At 65.0% G+C, this 12,978-nt stretch carries 13 protein-coding genes; 8 read left to right on the plus strand and 5 right to left on the minus strand.

The features are described from left to right. Window positions 1-47: 47 nt before the first annotated feature. Window positions 48-497, minus strand: a complete 450-nt coding sequence (locus tag ED21_RS04610) for a DUF3576 domain-containing protein (protein WP_006832675.1) — start codon at window positions 495-497, stop codon at window positions 48-50. A 336-nt stretch (window positions 498-833) separates the two neighbouring features. Here ED21_RS04610 and ED21_RS04615 point away from each other — a divergent pair, with 336 nt between their 5' ends. Further along, complete coding sequence (locus ED21_RS04615; RefSeq protein ID WP_006832676.1) at window positions 834-1,598, plus strand: hypothetical protein; 765 nt, start codon at window positions 834-836, stop codon at window positions 1,596-1,598. A gap of 145 nt (window positions 1,599-1,743) precedes the next feature. Continuing rightward, the gene (gene phbB / locus ED21_RS04620) at window positions 1,744-2,469 is read left to right on the plus strand and encodes an acetoacetyl-CoA reductase (protein ID WP_006832677.1); all 726 of its coding nucleotides are present in this window, start codon (window positions 1,744-1,746) and stop codon (window positions 2,467-2,469) included. A 7-nt stretch (window positions 2,470-2,476) separates the two neighbouring features. Here phbB and ED21_RS04625 read toward each other — a convergent pair whose 3' ends face one another. Further along, window positions 2,477-3,196, minus strand: a complete 720-nt coding sequence (locus ED21_RS04625; RefSeq protein ID WP_156787286.1) for a hypothetical protein — start codon at window positions 3,194-3,196, stop codon at window positions 2,477-2,479. A gap of 87 nt (window positions 3,197-3,283) precedes the next feature. On the opposite strand from ED21_RS04625, the gene ED21_RS04630 reads away from it, so the two are divergent. Next, window positions 3,284-3,583: a ribbon-helix-helix domain-containing protein gene (locus ED21_RS04630; protein ID WP_006832679.1), complete on the plus strand. Its 300-nt coding sequence runs from the start codon at window positions 3,284-3,286 to the stop codon at window positions 3,581-3,583. Here the strand turns inward: ED21_RS04630 and ED21_RS04635 are convergent. Further along, window positions 3,580-3,804: a hypothetical protein gene (locus tag ED21_RS04635; protein WP_006832680.1), complete on the minus strand. Its 225-nt coding sequence runs from the start codon at window positions 3,802-3,804 to the stop codon at window positions 3,580-3,582. The two genes, ED21_RS04630 and ED21_RS04635, sit on opposite strands and share 4 nt — an antisense overlap. A gap of 72 nt (window positions 3,805-3,876) precedes the next feature. Beyond that, complete coding sequence (gene murA, locus ED21_RS04640) at window positions 3,877-5,160, minus strand: UDP-N-acetylglucosamine 1-carboxyvinyltransferase (RefSeq protein WP_006832681.1); 1,284 nt, start codon at window positions 5,158-5,160, stop codon at window positions 3,877-3,879. A 127-nt stretch (window positions 5,161-5,287) separates the two neighbouring features. Here murA and galU point away from each other — a divergent pair, with 127 nt between their 5' ends. Then, on the plus strand, window positions 5,288-6,175 hold the full coding sequence (galU, locus tag ED21_RS04645) for a UTP--glucose-1-phosphate uridylyltransferase GalU (protein ID WP_006832682.1): 888 nt from the start codon (window positions 5,288-5,290) through the stop codon (window positions 6,173-6,175). A gap of 82 nt (window positions 6,176-6,257) precedes the next feature. Here galU and ED21_RS04650 read toward each other — a convergent pair whose 3' ends face one another. Continuing rightward, window positions 6,258-7,970: a M28 family metallopeptidase gene (locus ED21_RS04650; protein WP_006832683.1), complete on the minus strand. Its 1,713-nt coding sequence runs from the start codon at window positions 7,968-7,970 to the stop codon at window positions 6,258-6,260. Between the two features lie 109 nt (window positions 7,971-8,079). On the opposite strand from ED21_RS04650, the gene glnE reads away from it, so the two are divergent. The 4 genes from glnE (at window position 8,080) to ED21_RS04670 (ending at window position 12,829) form a co-directional block, all read left to right on the plus strand. After that, window positions 8,080-10,749, plus strand: a complete 2,670-nt coding sequence (glnE, locus tag ED21_RS04655) for a bifunctional [glutamate--ammonia ligase]-adenylyl-L-tyrosine phosphorylase/[glutamate--ammonia-ligase] adenylyltransferase (protein ID WP_006832684.1) — start codon at window positions 8,080-8,082, stop codon at window positions 10,747-10,749. Further along, on the plus strand, window positions 10,749-11,219 hold the full coding sequence (locus tag ED21_RS04660) for a peroxiredoxin (RefSeq protein ID WP_006832685.1): 471 nt from the start codon (window positions 10,749-10,751) through the stop codon (window positions 11,217-11,219). The genes glnE and ED21_RS04660 overlap by 1 nt, the downstream gene beginning before the upstream one ends. Beyond that, the gene (locus ED21_RS04665) at window positions 11,216-12,004 is read left to right on the plus strand and encodes a ferritin-like domain-containing protein (protein WP_006832686.1); all 789 of its coding nucleotides are present in this window, start codon (window positions 11,216-11,218) and stop codon (window positions 12,002-12,004) included. The genes ED21_RS04660 and ED21_RS04665 overlap by 4 nt, the downstream gene beginning before the upstream one ends. A gap of 126 nt (window positions 12,005-12,130) precedes the next feature. Then, complete coding sequence (locus ED21_RS04670; RefSeq protein WP_006832687.1) at window positions 12,131-12,829, plus strand: M23 family metallopeptidase; 699 nt, start codon at window positions 12,131-12,133, stop codon at window positions 12,827-12,829. The last annotated feature ends 149 nt before the right edge of the window (window positions 12,830-12,978 follow it).

Genomic DNA, 12,978 nt, shown 5'->3' on the forward strand with positions numbered 1-12,978 from the left:
TCAGGCGCGAATGGAACCCGCTTTGCTCAGTCCGAAATGACCCGGGCTCAGTTCGAAATGGCCTGGCGGCGCAGTTCGCGGGCCTTGGTAAGAATGATGTCTTCGAGCTTCTGGACCGTGACGGCCTGCACCGGGGCATCGACCCAGCTGCCGCCCTGGTCGACCTGGCGGCTGGCAGACACGCGCAGAGCATCGGCGCGCAGGTCCGTGTCGAGGATCGAAACGGTCATCTTGACGCGTTCGGCCGGATTGCTCGGGTTGGCATACCAGTCGGTCACGATCACGCCGCCATTGCTGTCGGCCTGCAGGAGCGGTGCGAAGCTGACGGCTTCGAGCGCGGCGCGCCAGAGGTAGGAATTGACGCCGATGGTCGAAACCTGGGCCGCGGCGAGATCGGCCTTCGGGCGTTCGCTGCTGCTGCAAGCCGCAAGGCCGATGCTGGCCACGCCCAGCAGGGCGATGGCGGCGGGACGGCGGAAAGTGCGGAATGCGGTCATGAACGGTCCTTGGCAAACTGGGCGTATCGAAAGAATGTCTTGCGGCTCTATAATGGCTGCGCAGACGGGGGCAAGCGCTGCCTTCTCGCCGTCACCGGCCGGGCGCATAGACGCTCTTGCCCGGTGAATGCGCGCTTAATGCCTCCCGCGCTGTGGACGCAGGGCAACACCTGATCCCGTATTGGTACGGGCCCCTGTGGAAAAGCTGGCCAAGCCGCCGAGGGAGGCCTAGGTTGGCTTTCGTTTCGGAGTCGGACTGCGAGTCCATTCGGGAACGGTTAAGCGGACGGCCCCATTATCGGGGTGATAGTTTCGCGGCACTTGAGAGGCGTTGGAATGGACAAGCGGTTCGACAGCAAGAGCAAGGGACGGTTCTCGCCGGCCATGCTGGCTGTCGCGGGTCTTGCGCTGGCCGTGCCCGGTGCCGGCCTCGCCGTCGCCTCGCCCGGGATCACCGAAGCCGCGCAGCCGGTCGAATTCCTTCCTTTCACGCCGGCCGGAGCCGATCCGGAACTGGCGCAGAAGGTGGCCCGGCTCGTCGGCGAGGACGCCCTGCGTTTCACGCCCGCGAGCAAGCCGGTTCCGCAGCGCGACCGCACGGTCAACTTTGCGGTCCGCGTTGACGATGCGACGGCACGCACGCTGTCGGGCCGCACCTCGCTCGAGCCCCTGGCAGCGACCAGCGCGGTCCAGACCGCCCTGCCGGTTGCGCCCACGCGCTACAACCTCGGCATTGCCCGCGGTTACCAAAGTTTCGCCCAGCCCACGCGGAGCGTGACCGCTGCCGCGGTTGCGGAAGGGCTGAAGGACATCGCGATGCCGGACCTCGGCACGTTCGACAGCAAGGAACAGGACGGGAAGCCGAGCCGCTTCCAGTCGCGCATCGCACTGGAGCAGGAAGGTCTCGCCGGCAGCACCCCGCGCACGCTTGAAGGTGCCGGTCGCCAGCGCGTCGATCTCGGCGGTTCCTATCGCCTGAGCCGCAATCTCGACGTGACCGCCGGCGTTCGTATCAAGCAGGACCGCGATCGCCTCGGCCCGCTGACCGACGGAATGGAAGACGACCAGGCCGTTTATGTCGGAACGCAGATTCGCTTCTGATCCCGCGCCAGCGCGCCGGACACTTCGTACAAATTGCAAGGAAAACGATTGAGCGCGCTCCTCCCGCGCCGGTTTGTCTTTACGCCTGCGCTTCGCCATGCCTAAGACAGCTTAACGCCACGGAATAGCTGGGGAGAGAAGTGATATGGGACGTGTTGCCATCGTAACCGGAGGCACTCGCGGAATCGGCCGCGCCATCTGCGAACGCCTGCGCGAAGAGCGCGACTGCACCGTTGTTGCCAATTACGCCGGCAATGACGAGGCCGCGCGCAAGTTCACCGAAGAAACCGGTATCGCTACCGTCAAGTTCGACGTGGGCGATTACGAAGCGGTGCAGAACGCATGCAAACAGGTCGAGGACGATCACGGCCCGATCGAGATCGTCGTCAACAACGCCGGCATTACGCGCGACGGCACTCTCCTGAGAATGAGCTACGACGACTGGGATGCGGTCATGCGCACTAATCTGGGCGGCTGCTTCAACATGGCCAAGGCGACCTTCGCCGGCATGAAGGACCGCGGCTGGGGCCGGATCGTAAACATCGGCTCGATCAACGGGCAAGCGGGTCAATACGGCCAGGTCAACTATGCCGCCGCCAAGAGCGGCATCCACGGCTTCACCAAGGCGTTGGCGCAGGAAGGTGCACGCTTCGGCATCACCGTCAACGCGATTGCGCCGGGCTATATCGACACTGACATGGTGGCCGCGGTCCCCGAACCCGTGCTCGAGAAGATCGTCGCCAAGATCCCCGTCGGCCGTCTCGGCAAGGCCAGCGAGATCGCCCGCGGCGTAAGCTTCCTCGTGTCCGATCAGGCCGAATTCGTGACCGGCTCGACCATGAGCATCAACGGCGGCCAGCACATGTACTGACCAGATACTATTCGGGTCCGCGGGGATCCTTGCGCCATTTGCCCCTGGTTCCGATGCGGCACCATTGGGTCGAGGGGGAGCTTGCCTGCCCCGCCTCAAGGAAACGGGTGTAGCTGATCTGGCGGCATTCCCGGGACCCGTAGGCCACCGCGTTGCTGACCAGTACGTAACCACGCTGGCCGCGCTCCTTCCAGAGCTGCGTCTGGCCCGTACGCAGGGCGCGGGCTGTCTCGCGATCGACCGTGCCCGCCGGCGGGCCAGAGAAGGTCATGGGAGCGGGCCCCACCGGCACCGGTGGCGGCGGAAGGTCGAGTTCCAGGTCCGCTAGCTCGTTTTCCTGCTCTTCCTGTGGCGCGCGGCGCGGGCTCCCCCTGCGGGTTTCGGTGCGCGGGAGTTCGTCCGCCTGCGCTGCCTCCGTATCCTCGGGTCGGGGCTCGCCCCAGACGAAGGGTATTTCCTCCTGCGGGACCTCTTCGCCCGGATCGTTCCGGACGAAGACGTCGCCCATCTGGAGATCGTCAGGCAACGTCCGGTAGAGAAGTATTGCCGCGACGACGGCGGCGCCCGCGAGAACCAGCATCAGCCAGCCGCCCATCCGGTCTCGGCGTTCGAGCGCAGCCAGTTCGCGCGGACTGTAGATTCGGCGCGAAAGCGGGACGCGCTTTTCCTTCGGCGGGTCGAGTTCCGCCGGGTCCACCTTGTCGGGCGGGCTTTTGTCCGAGTTCACATTCACCGCGCAGTCCACCGTCCAAAATACACGTTGCAGCGACGCGTGATTGTTTCACTCTCGGGCACAGGATGCAAGAAGGGACCGATGACGACGCCATATCACCCGCCGGTCAAGCATTCGGTTCGTATTGACGGACACCGCACTTCTATCAGTCTCGAGCCGGTTTTCTGGGACTTGCTGCGCCATGCAGCTGCGCGACGCGGCTTGGCCGTAAACACGCTGGTGGCGAGTATCGATACCGAGCGTATCGGCAGCGAAACGCCCCCGGGCCTTGCCGGGGCGATTCGAATCTGGCTGGCAACGCACGAACTGGCGCCGCGCGCGCAAAAGGGCGACGGAATCGCTTCCGCCGCCCTAAGCAAAGGTGGGAGCGACTCGCCTTAGTATTTGGCGGTCGCGTCGCTCGCCGGATAAGTTTCGTCGAGCGCTTCGTCGGTCGAGCTCATAGCATCGTGCGAAGCGGTCGCGTCGGCTCCGGCGTTGCGGAACCTACCTTCGGGCTCGCCTCCGGCAAAGGCGACGCCATTCTGGTCAACGCGGTTCTTTTCATAGGTGCGATAGCCGAGATAGCCGAGGGCACCGAGTGCTGCGAGCTTGAGGATCATGTCTGCTTCCCTTTCGAATAAGTGACTTAATCCTTCAACGTTCTACCACGACGAAAGGTCCCTAAGACGCCGCTAATCGTCGCCCACCCGTTCGATATCTGCGCCGACAAGCTGCAATTTCTCTTCCAGCCGCTCATATCCGCGGTCAAGGTGGTAGAGGCGGCGAACCGTAGTCTCGCCCTTGGCAGCTAGGCCGGCGATGACGAGGCTCATCGAAGCGCGCAGATCGGTCGCCATCACTTCAGCGCCGGTAAGGTCCACCGGACCTTTAACAATGGCGGTGCGGCCCGTGGTCTCGATATCGGCGCCCATGCGGGTGAGTTCGGGCACGTGCATGAAACGGTTCTCAAAGATCGTTTCTTTGAGAATGCTGGTCCCTTCCGCCTTGCAAAGCAGGCTCATCAGCTGCGCCTGCATGTCGGTGGCGAGGCCCGGGAAAGGCGCTGTAGTGAGATTGTAGGCCTTGAGCCCACCGTCAGCGCAGACACGCACACCTTCCTTCATCGTCTCAACCGTCACGCCGATGTTGCGCAGCGCATGGAGAGTAGAGCCCATGTCGCCCGCATCGGCGCCACCGAGAAGCACGTCGCCCCCCGTGATAGCCGCCGCACAGGCATAGGAACCGGCCTCGATACGGTCGGGCATGACACGGTAAGTCGCACCGTGTAGTTTCTTCACCCCGTGGATGGTGAGTTCGGACGTCCCCACACCCTCGATCTCCGCGCCCATGGCGAGGAGCAGGTTGCACAGGTCGACGATCTCTGGCTCGCGCGCGGCGTTGCGCAAGATCGAGGTGCCGTTGCACAGCACCGCAGCCATGACCGCGTTTTCCGTCGCGCCGACCGAAACCACGGGAAAGTCGAATTCGCCGCCGGGCAGGCCGCCGTCGGGCGCGCTTGCCTTCACGTAGCCCTGTGCCAGTTCGATGTTTGCGCCAAAGGCTTCGAGCGCCTTCAGGTGCAAGTCGATCGGACGGTTGCCGATGGCGCAGCCGCCGGGCAGCGAAACGGTCGCTTCGCCGGTGCGCGCCAGCAGCGGGCCGAGCACGAGGATCGAGGCGCGCATCTTGCGTACGAGATCGTAGGGCGCGACCGAACTGGTGATGCGCATCGCTTCCAGGGTGACGTTACGGCCGAATTCTTCCGGGCGCTTGCCGGGGATCGTATGGCTAACCCCGAACTGCGTCATCAGGTGCTGGAATCCGTCGATATCGGCGAGCCGCGGCAAATTGCGCAGCGTCACGGCCTCTTCGGTCAGGAGCGCACAGGGAATGAGCGTGAGGGCCGCATTCTTCGCGCCAGAAATGGGAAGGGTGCCGGAAAGGCGATTGCCGCCGCGTACGAGTAGTTTGTCCATGGGCCCCTGCTTTAGTTGTCACGGGGGCTGTGGCAAGCGTCATGCGCCTGTCATGGTCCCCTTCCATTGCGGCCCTCAACCCGCCAGCAATTGACCTGTTCCCCCCGCAGACCTAACCCGCACTTCCATGAGCACCCATAACCCCATCAAGAAAGCCGTTTTTCCCGTTGCGGGACTCGGCACGCGTTTCCTTCCGGCGACCAAGGCGATCCCGAAGGAACTGCTTCCGATCGTCGACCGTCCGCTGATCCAGTACGCGGTGGACGAGGCACGCGAGGCAGGAATCGAGCAGATCATCTTCGTCACCGGCCGCGGCAAGACGGCCATCGTCGAGCATTTCGACATGGCGTTCGAACTCGAGACCACGATGGAAGAGCGCGGCAAGGACATGAGCGTCCTCGAACCGACCCGCGCGACGCCCGGCGACATCATCACCGTGCGCCAGCAGGTCCCCATGGGTCTCGGCCACGCGATCTGGTGCGCGCGTGCGATCGTGGGCGACGAGCCTTTCGCTATCCTGCTGCCCGACGAGCTGATGGTCGCCAACAAGGGCGGCACCGGCTGCATGAAGCAGATGGTCGAGGCCTATAACGAGGTCGGCGGCAATCTCATCTCGGTGCTCGAAGTGCCGCAGGAAGAGGTGTCGAGCTACGGCGTGATCGCGCCAGGCGGACAGGTTTCCGACACGCTGACAGAGGTTACCGGCCTCGTCGAAAAGCCACCTGTTGCCGAAGCGCCGTCGAACAAGATCATTTCGGGCCGCTATATCTTGCAGCCCGAAGTCATGCGGACGCTGGAGAACCAAGGCAAGGGCGCGGGCGGCGAGATCCAGCTGACCGACGCCATGGCGCGCATGATCGGCAACCAACCGTTCCACGCGGTGACCTTTGCCGGAAACCGTTACGACTGTGGAAGCAAGGCCGGTTTCGTCGAGGCCACCCTTGCGCTCGCGCTCGAACGCGAGGACATGGGCAAGGAAGTTCGCGCGATGGCCGAGAGGCTGCTTGCGCGATAGAACATAAACTTCGAAAACTATCGCAAAGGGCCGGTCCGCCATGTGGCGAACCGGCCCTTTCCATTTGGCTTTCACAATTGGTTCAACCCGCCGTTGCAGCCGCGCCGCAAGCGGCTCCCTCGCCCGAACAGGTTTCGTCGCGGGTGGCCTTGAACTCGTCGCCCTCGTTCCAGTTGGGCCAGCTGGTGCTCATGCCGAGCATTCGGCCGAGGCGATAGAACAGCTGGAGGTCGGCCATCACGCCCGACCAGTCCCAGTTCGGATCGTATTCGTCCTTGGGCCCGTGATAGCGATTGTCGCGATAGTCCTGGGCGACCTTTGCGCCCGCTTCGGTGCCGCCTTCGACGAGGTCTTCACCGCCGTCGACATAGAGCATCGGCACGCCGCGCTTGGCGAAGGCGAAGTGGTCGCTGCGGTAATAGTAGCCAGCTTCCGGGTTGGGGTTGGGCGTCGAGACGCGGCCATCGGCCTCGAGCGCGGCTTTGAGGAACTGGTCGAGCTGCGATTTGCCCGGACCGACCACGGTGACATCCTTGCTCGGCCCGGCGATCAAGAAGGCGTCCATGTTGATGCCGCCGACCGTCTTGTCGAGCGGGAAGACCGGGTTGGCGGCGTAGTAATCCGCACCCAAGAGGCCCGATTCCTCGGCCGTCACGGCAAGGAAGACCTGGCTGCGGCGGGTCGGACCGGCCTCCGCGTGCGCTTCGGCCAGAGCGACGAGCGCGGCGGTCCCGGTCGCGTTATCGACTGCACCGTTGCAGATATCGTCGCTGTCGGGAGCTGGAGTGCAGCGCCCGAGGTGATCCCAATGCGCGGTGTGGAGGACGTATTCCTCCGGCGCCTCGCTACCGCGCAGCACGCCGATAACGTTCTGCGATTCGAATTTGCGAATGTCGTTTGCAAAGCTGGTCGACGCCGTAAGGCCCAGCGGCACCGGCTTGAAGCCCTTCTTCTTGGCATCGGCCATCAGCTTGTCGGCATCCTTGCCGGCCGCTTCGAGAATCCGGCGACCGACCTCGTTCTGCACCCAGCCGTTGACCTGGGTAAGCGGCGGCGCGTTCTCGCCGCGCTGGGCATAGGCCTGCGGGCCCGACCAGCTGCTTTCGACGACGTTCCAGCCATAGGAGGCCGGCTCGGTATCGTGGATGATCAGCGCACCGGCAGCGCCCTGTGCGGCGGCCTCTTCATATTTGTAGGTCCAGCGGCCGTAATAGGTCATCGCCTTGCCGTTGAACGGGCCTTCGAGGCTTTCGGTGCCAAAATCGGCATCGTTAACGAGGATGACGGCGGTCTTGCCCGCCATGTCGATGCCTTCGTAATCATTCCAGCCGCGTTCGGGGGCGTTGATGCCGTAGCCGACGAAGACCAGCTCGCTGTCATCAAGGCTAGTCTTCGCGTCTTCGCGATAGGTCACGCCGACCCATTCGCTGGCGTAATCGAAGCTCAGATCCTCGTCGCCGCCCGAAATGGTCAGCGGAGCGAAGTTTTTGCCGGTGATCTCGACCAGCGGAACGCGCTGGGTCCAGCTGCCGTTGTTGCCCGGTTCGAGACCGGCGGCCTCGAACCGCTCGGTGAGCAGCGCGACGGTCAGTTCTTCGCCCTTCGTGCCGGGCATGCGGCCTTCGAATTCGTCCGAAGACAGCCGTTCGGTGACCGACTTCATCGTCTCTTCGGAAATATCGCCGCTGGCGACATCGGGAATGTCGAGACCGGCCTGCGAGCTGCTCTCTTCTATATCGGCGTTGCAGGCGGCGAGCATCAGGGCCGTCGCGGCAAGCAGTGTGGTGCGGATCATGTGGGGGGCAACCTCTCGTTTGCTGTAAGTCCGTGGCGGCGCTTGTTGCACCCCTCGCGGCCAACACGCAAGCTTGCGCGGGCATGCGCGGTTCGGCACAGCCGCCGCTATGGAGGCCGACTGGACCCACGCCCTGACACGCGCCCGCGACCACGCGCCCTTCCTCGAACGGGGGCTGGAGCGGCTCGGCGAAATCACAGTGCTGCTTGAGGCGGGCGATGGCGAGGCGGCGCTGGCGCTCGTCAAGGCGGCGGGCAAGGGTATCGATGACATCGGCCTTGCCCTCAGGCGAGAGAAGCGCGCCTTGGGCCTTGTGCTGGCGATCGGCGATCTTGCCGGAGCATTCGACCTCGACAAAGTGATGCGCGAACTCTCGCTCTTTGCAGACCGCGCTCTGCACCGCGCGATTGCGGCGGCAATCTCGCGGCGGGTGGAGGGTGCTTCGCCCGACGGGATGATCGGCCTTGCGCTCGGAAAGCACGGCGCGGGCGAACTCAACTATTCTTCGGATATCGACCCGATCCTGCTCTACGATCCCGAAACGCTGCCCCGCCGCGAGCGCGACGAGCCCGGCGAGGCGGCGCAGCGCTATGCCCGTGAGATCGTGCGCCTGCTGTCCCAAGTCACCAGCGAGGGCTATGTCTTCCGCGTCGACCTGCGGCTGCGTCCGGCCAGCGAGGTCAGCCCGCTTGCCATCCCGCTTGATGCGGCGATCACCCATTACGAAAGCTCTGCCCTCGCCTGGGAGCGGGCCGCCTTCATCCGCGCGCGCGCCTGCGCCGGCGACATCGCGGCGGGCGAGGCCTTTCTCGACCATATCCGCCCCTTCGTCTGGCGCCGTAGCCTCGACTTCGGAGCGATCGACGAGGTCCGCCGCCTCACCCGCCGAATTCGCGAAAAGCAGAGCGGGCCGCGCGAACCCGCCCCCGGCTACAATGTGAAGCTGGGGCGCGGCGGCATTCGCGAGATCGAGTTCTTCGCCCAGACGCACCAGCTGATCCACGGTGGACGCGATCCCTCGCTGCGAAACAAGCGCACCCGCGCCGCGCTCGACGCGCTGGCCGCAACGGGGCGTATCGGGGCCGACGACGCCGCGGAACTGGGCAAAAGCTACGACGGGTTGCGGCGGATCGAGCACCGGTTGCAGATGATCGCCGACCAGCAGACGCATACGCTTCCTTCGGGCGAGGCGCTCGACAACGCCGCACGGCTCGACGGTTTTGCCGATGGCGCGGCATGGCTGGGCCATATCACCAAGCTGACCGCGCCGGTGGCGACCTGTTATGACGCGCTGCTCGCGGAAGACGAGATATCCGTCCCCGCCGACAGCCCGCATCTCGAGGCCTCGGCAAAGAAGGCGCAGCTCGACCCAGAACTCGCCGAGCGCGTGAGCCAGTGGACCGACGGGCGCTATCCCCCGCTTCGCAGCACCGCCGCGCTCTCCGCCTTTGAAGCGATCCGCCCCAAGCTGCAGCGCTCGCTCGCCGTCTCGCCCGAACCGGCCCGCGCGGTGGCGCGCTGGGAAAGCCTGCTCGAGCGGATGACCAGCGCGATCAATCTCTTCCGCCTGCTCGAGGCGCGGCCCGGCCTGCTGCAATTGGTGGCCGACTGCCTCACGCTCGCGCCCCCGCTCGCCGACGCTATCGCCCGGCGGCCGGACCTGCTCGATACGCTGATCGACCGCAGCGCGCTCGACCTGCCGGGTAGCCGCGAGGACCTTGCCGCAGGCATGCGCCGGGGCGAGCGCGGCGACACCTATGAAGACCGGCTCGACCGCATCCGCATCGTGACCGGCGAGACGCGTTTCGCGCTGGGTGTGCAGGTGATCGAAGCCGCGCAGGACCCGCTCGATATCGCCGCTGCCTTGTCACGGGTGGCCGAGGCGGCGCTGGAGACCGCGCAATCCGCCGCCGAGGAGGAATTCGCGCTGCGGCATGGGCGGATCGAGAGCTCCGAATTGGTCGTGCTGGGCCTCGGGCGGCTGGGCGGAGGCATGCTGACCTACGCTTCCGATCTCGACATCGTCTATCTCTTCACAGGCAGCCACGAAGCGACCAGCGACGGCGAACGCCCGCTCGGCGCGACGCTCTATTTCAACCGGCTCGCCCAGAGGGTCAGCGCCGCGCTCTCGGTGCCGACAGCCGAAGGCGCGCTCTACGAAGTCGACACGCGGTTGAGGCCGCAGGGCGCGCAGGGGCCGCTCGCGGTGAGCCTCGAGAGCTTCGAGCGCTACCAGCTGGAGGACGCCTGGACCTGGGAGCACATGGCGCTGACCCGCGCGCGCGCGCTGACGGGCAGCGAGGAAGCGCGGCAGGCGATCGACTCGGTGCTCGCCAAGGTGCTGTGCCGGACGCGCGAAGAGGGGGATCTGCGTGCGGCCCTGCTCAAGATGCGCGGAGAAATGGCGGCGCACAAACCGGCCAAGGGGCCGCTCGACGCCAAGCTCCTGCGCGGCGGGCTGGTCGATCTCGAATTCCTAGTCCACTTCCTGCAGCTGCGCGACCGCATGGGGCTGGCCCCGCGTATCGAGGAAGCGCTGGAGGAACTTCACGAACTGGAAGGCCTTGCCGAAGCGCACGACTTGATGACCCGCCTGCTGGTGGGTACGCGCCTCCTTGCCCCCGATCTTGCCATTCCGGGCGAGGCCCCGCAGGCGATCCTTGCGCGGCTGTGCGAGGAAACGGACTTCGCATCGCTGCTAGGCCGCTTCGCCGATGCGCGGCGGCAGGTGGCACAACGCTGGCAGGCCCTTTTCGGCGAAACACTGGAGCTGGACTGATGACGACCTATTCCGAAGGCGATGCCTTCCCCGATTTCACCATGGAAACCCCCGATGGCGGTACGCTGACGAAAGCCGACCTCGCGGGCCGCAAGGCGGTGATCTTCTTCTACCCCAAGGACAACACGCCCGGCTGCACCACCGAGGCGAAGGACTTCACCGCCCTGAAGCCCGAGTTCGAGAAAGCGGGCACGCGCCTCATCGGCGTCAGCAAGGATGCGGCGAAGAAACACCAGAACTTCATCGCCAAGCACGACCTCACCGTGGAACTTGCCACCGATGCCGAAGAAAACGGCCTGTCGGACACGCTCGGCGTCTGGGGCGAGAAGAAGAACTACGGGCGCACCTATATGGGCATGATCCGCTCGACCTACCTGCTCGGCGAGGACGGCACGATCCTGCGCGTCTGGCCCAAGGTGCGCGTGAAGGGCCATGCCGAGGAGGTGCTCGAGGCGGCGCGCGGCGCATGACCTCGATCTCCTGCGCCATTCGCGAGTGCCTGTTGACCAGCGACAAGAGAGCCAAGGTCTTCGCCACCCGCGAGCTCGCGCGTGACTGGCGCATGGGACGCCTCGCTTTCGCCTTCGACTGCGCCATGCCGGATCGTCCCGCCTGGCCCGAGGAACTCGACCTGCGGTTGCCGCGCGACATGTCGCGGCGCGGCAAGGGCGGGAGCAAGAAGGGACGTATCGCCCTGTGGCACGCGCTCGCCCATATCGAGTTCGTCGCCATCGATCTCGCGCTCGACATGGCCGGGCGATTCGGCGAATCGATGGGCCAAGTCTTTGTTTCCGATTTTCTTTCCGTCGCCGCAGACGAGGCGATGCACTTCGCCTTGCTCGAGCGGAAACTCGATTCGCTGGGGTCGCACTACGGAGCGTTGCCTGCGCACGACGGGCTGTGGAGCGCGGCAAAAGACACCGCTCACGACGTCGCCGCGCGGCTTGCGATCGTTCCCATGGTGCTGGAAGCGCGCGGTCTCGACGTCACGCCCTCCACGCTCGAGCGGGTTCGCTCGCAAGGTGATGAAAACGGGGCGAAAATTCTCAAACGAATCCTTGACGACGAAATTCGTCACGTCGCCTTCGGCGCAAGGCATTTCCGGGCAATCTGCGCGGCGCGCGGCGAGAACCCGCCGGAATCATGGCAGAAATTGGTGAAACTGTATTTTTCCGGGACTCTGAAGCCACCGTTCAACGACTCGGCGCGTTCGGCAGCCGGTCTGTCGCGGGACTTCTACGCTGGTATTGCCTGATTAACCTTTTCGGTCATAACCCATACTCACGAATTGCCGGGGGGTTCCGGCGGAGATGAAATAAAGACCGTACGGGCCGGGACGCCCATGTCGGTCTAGGGACAAAGGTCCGGGAAACCGGGCCGGATGGACGGGTTTAGCATGATCACCAAGCGCATTACGCTTGCTTTCACCATGGCTGTCGCAGGCATGAGCATCGCCGCCGCTCCGGCGCAGGCGGAGACCAACGCTGCCGCGGCCGTGGGCGCAATCGACATGTCGAAAGTGACGGCGCAGGGTTCGGAAGAGGGCGACGCCCAGTTCACCGAGCTCTTCGCGAAATGGGAAAACCCCAGCCAGCCCGTCGCCGCGGTCCGCCCGCAGGTCTCGGTCCCCTCGCGCATGCCGCTTGAAGACGCCCGCCTGACCAGCGATTACGGCGACCGCACCCACCCGGTGCTCAAGCGCCGCATGGGTCACAAGGGTGTCGACCTTGCAGCCACCACCGGCACGCCGATCTACGCGACCGCCGATGGTTATGTCTCCAAGGCCGAACGCTTCTCCAGCTACGGCAACTACGTTGCGATCGAGCATGGCGCCCGTATCCAGACCCGCTACGCGCACATGTCGCGCATCGCCGTGTCCGACGGCACCTGGGTCAAGAAGGGCGACATCGTCGGTTACGTCGGTTCGACCGGCCGTTCGACCGGTCCGCACCTTCATTACGAAGTCCGCATCGACGGGCAGGCCGTGAACCCGGTTCCCTACATGGTCGAATCGGAAGCGCAGCGCGCCTTCGCTCTCGCCATGGGCGAAGGTGGCCAGGGCGGCCACGACGAAGAATAAGCCGAAGGGGCCATTGGCCTTTCGGGATCGAGAAAAAGGCGGCGGGTCTGACCCGGCCGCCTTTTTTCGTGCGCGCTGGTTGGCCGCTTCCCCTTTTCCCTTGCCCATGCGGCCCTGACAGGTAGGTTTCTCCCTGCAACCGGACGAGT

The sequence above is a fragment of the Erythrobacter sp. SD-21 genome, from assembly GCF_000181515.1.
Taxonomy (GTDB): domain Bacteria; phylum Pseudomonadota; class Alphaproteobacteria; order Sphingomonadales; family Sphingomonadaceae; genus Qipengyuania.

Excerpts from the sequence above, each read along its gene's own strand:
- ED21_RS04665 (WP_006832686.1), top strand. The coding sequence starts at position 11,216 with ATGACCTCGATCTCCTGCGCCATTCGCGAGTGCCTGTTGACCAGCGAC.
- ED21_RS04650 (WP_006832683.1), bottom strand. The coding sequence starts at position 7,970 with ATGATCCGCACCACACTGCTTGCCGCGACGGCCCTGATGCTCGCCGCC.
- phbB (WP_006832677.1), top strand. The coding sequence starts at position 1,744 with ATGGGACGTGTTGCCATCGTAACCGGAGGCACTCGCGGAATCGGCCGC.
- ED21_RS04630 (WP_006832679.1), top strand. The coding sequence starts at position 3,284 with ATGACGACGCCATATCACCCGCCGGTCAAGCATTCGGTTCGTATTGAC.
- murA (WP_006832681.1), bottom strand. The coding sequence starts at position 5,160 with ATGGACAAACTACTCGTACGCGGCGGCAATCGCCTTTCCGGCACCCTT.
- glnE (WP_006832684.1), top strand. The coding sequence starts at position 8,080 with ATGGAGGCCGACTGGACCCACGCCCTGACACGCGCCCGCGACCACGCG.
- ED21_RS04615 (WP_006832676.1), top strand. The coding sequence starts at position 834 with ATGGACAAGCGGTTCGACAGCAAGAGCAAGGGACGGTTCTCGCCGGCC.
- galU (WP_006832682.1), top strand. The coding sequence starts at position 5,288 with ATGAGCACCCATAACCCCATCAAGAAAGCCGTTTTTCCCGTTGCGGGA.
- ED21_RS04670 (WP_006832687.1), top strand. The coding sequence starts at position 12,131 with ATGGACGGGTTTAGCATGATCACCAAGCGCATTACGCTTGCTTTCACC.
- ED21_RS04660 (WP_006832685.1), top strand. The coding sequence starts at position 10,749 with ATGACGACCTATTCCGAAGGCGATGCCTTCCCCGATTTCACCATGGAA.
- ED21_RS04610 (WP_006832675.1), bottom strand. The coding sequence starts at position 497 with ATGACCGCATTCCGCACTTTCCGCCGTCCCGCCGCCATCGCCCTGCTG.
- ED21_RS04635 (WP_006832680.1), bottom strand. The coding sequence starts at position 3,804 with ATGATCCTCAAGCTCGCAGCACTCGGTGCCCTCGGCTATCTCGGCTAT.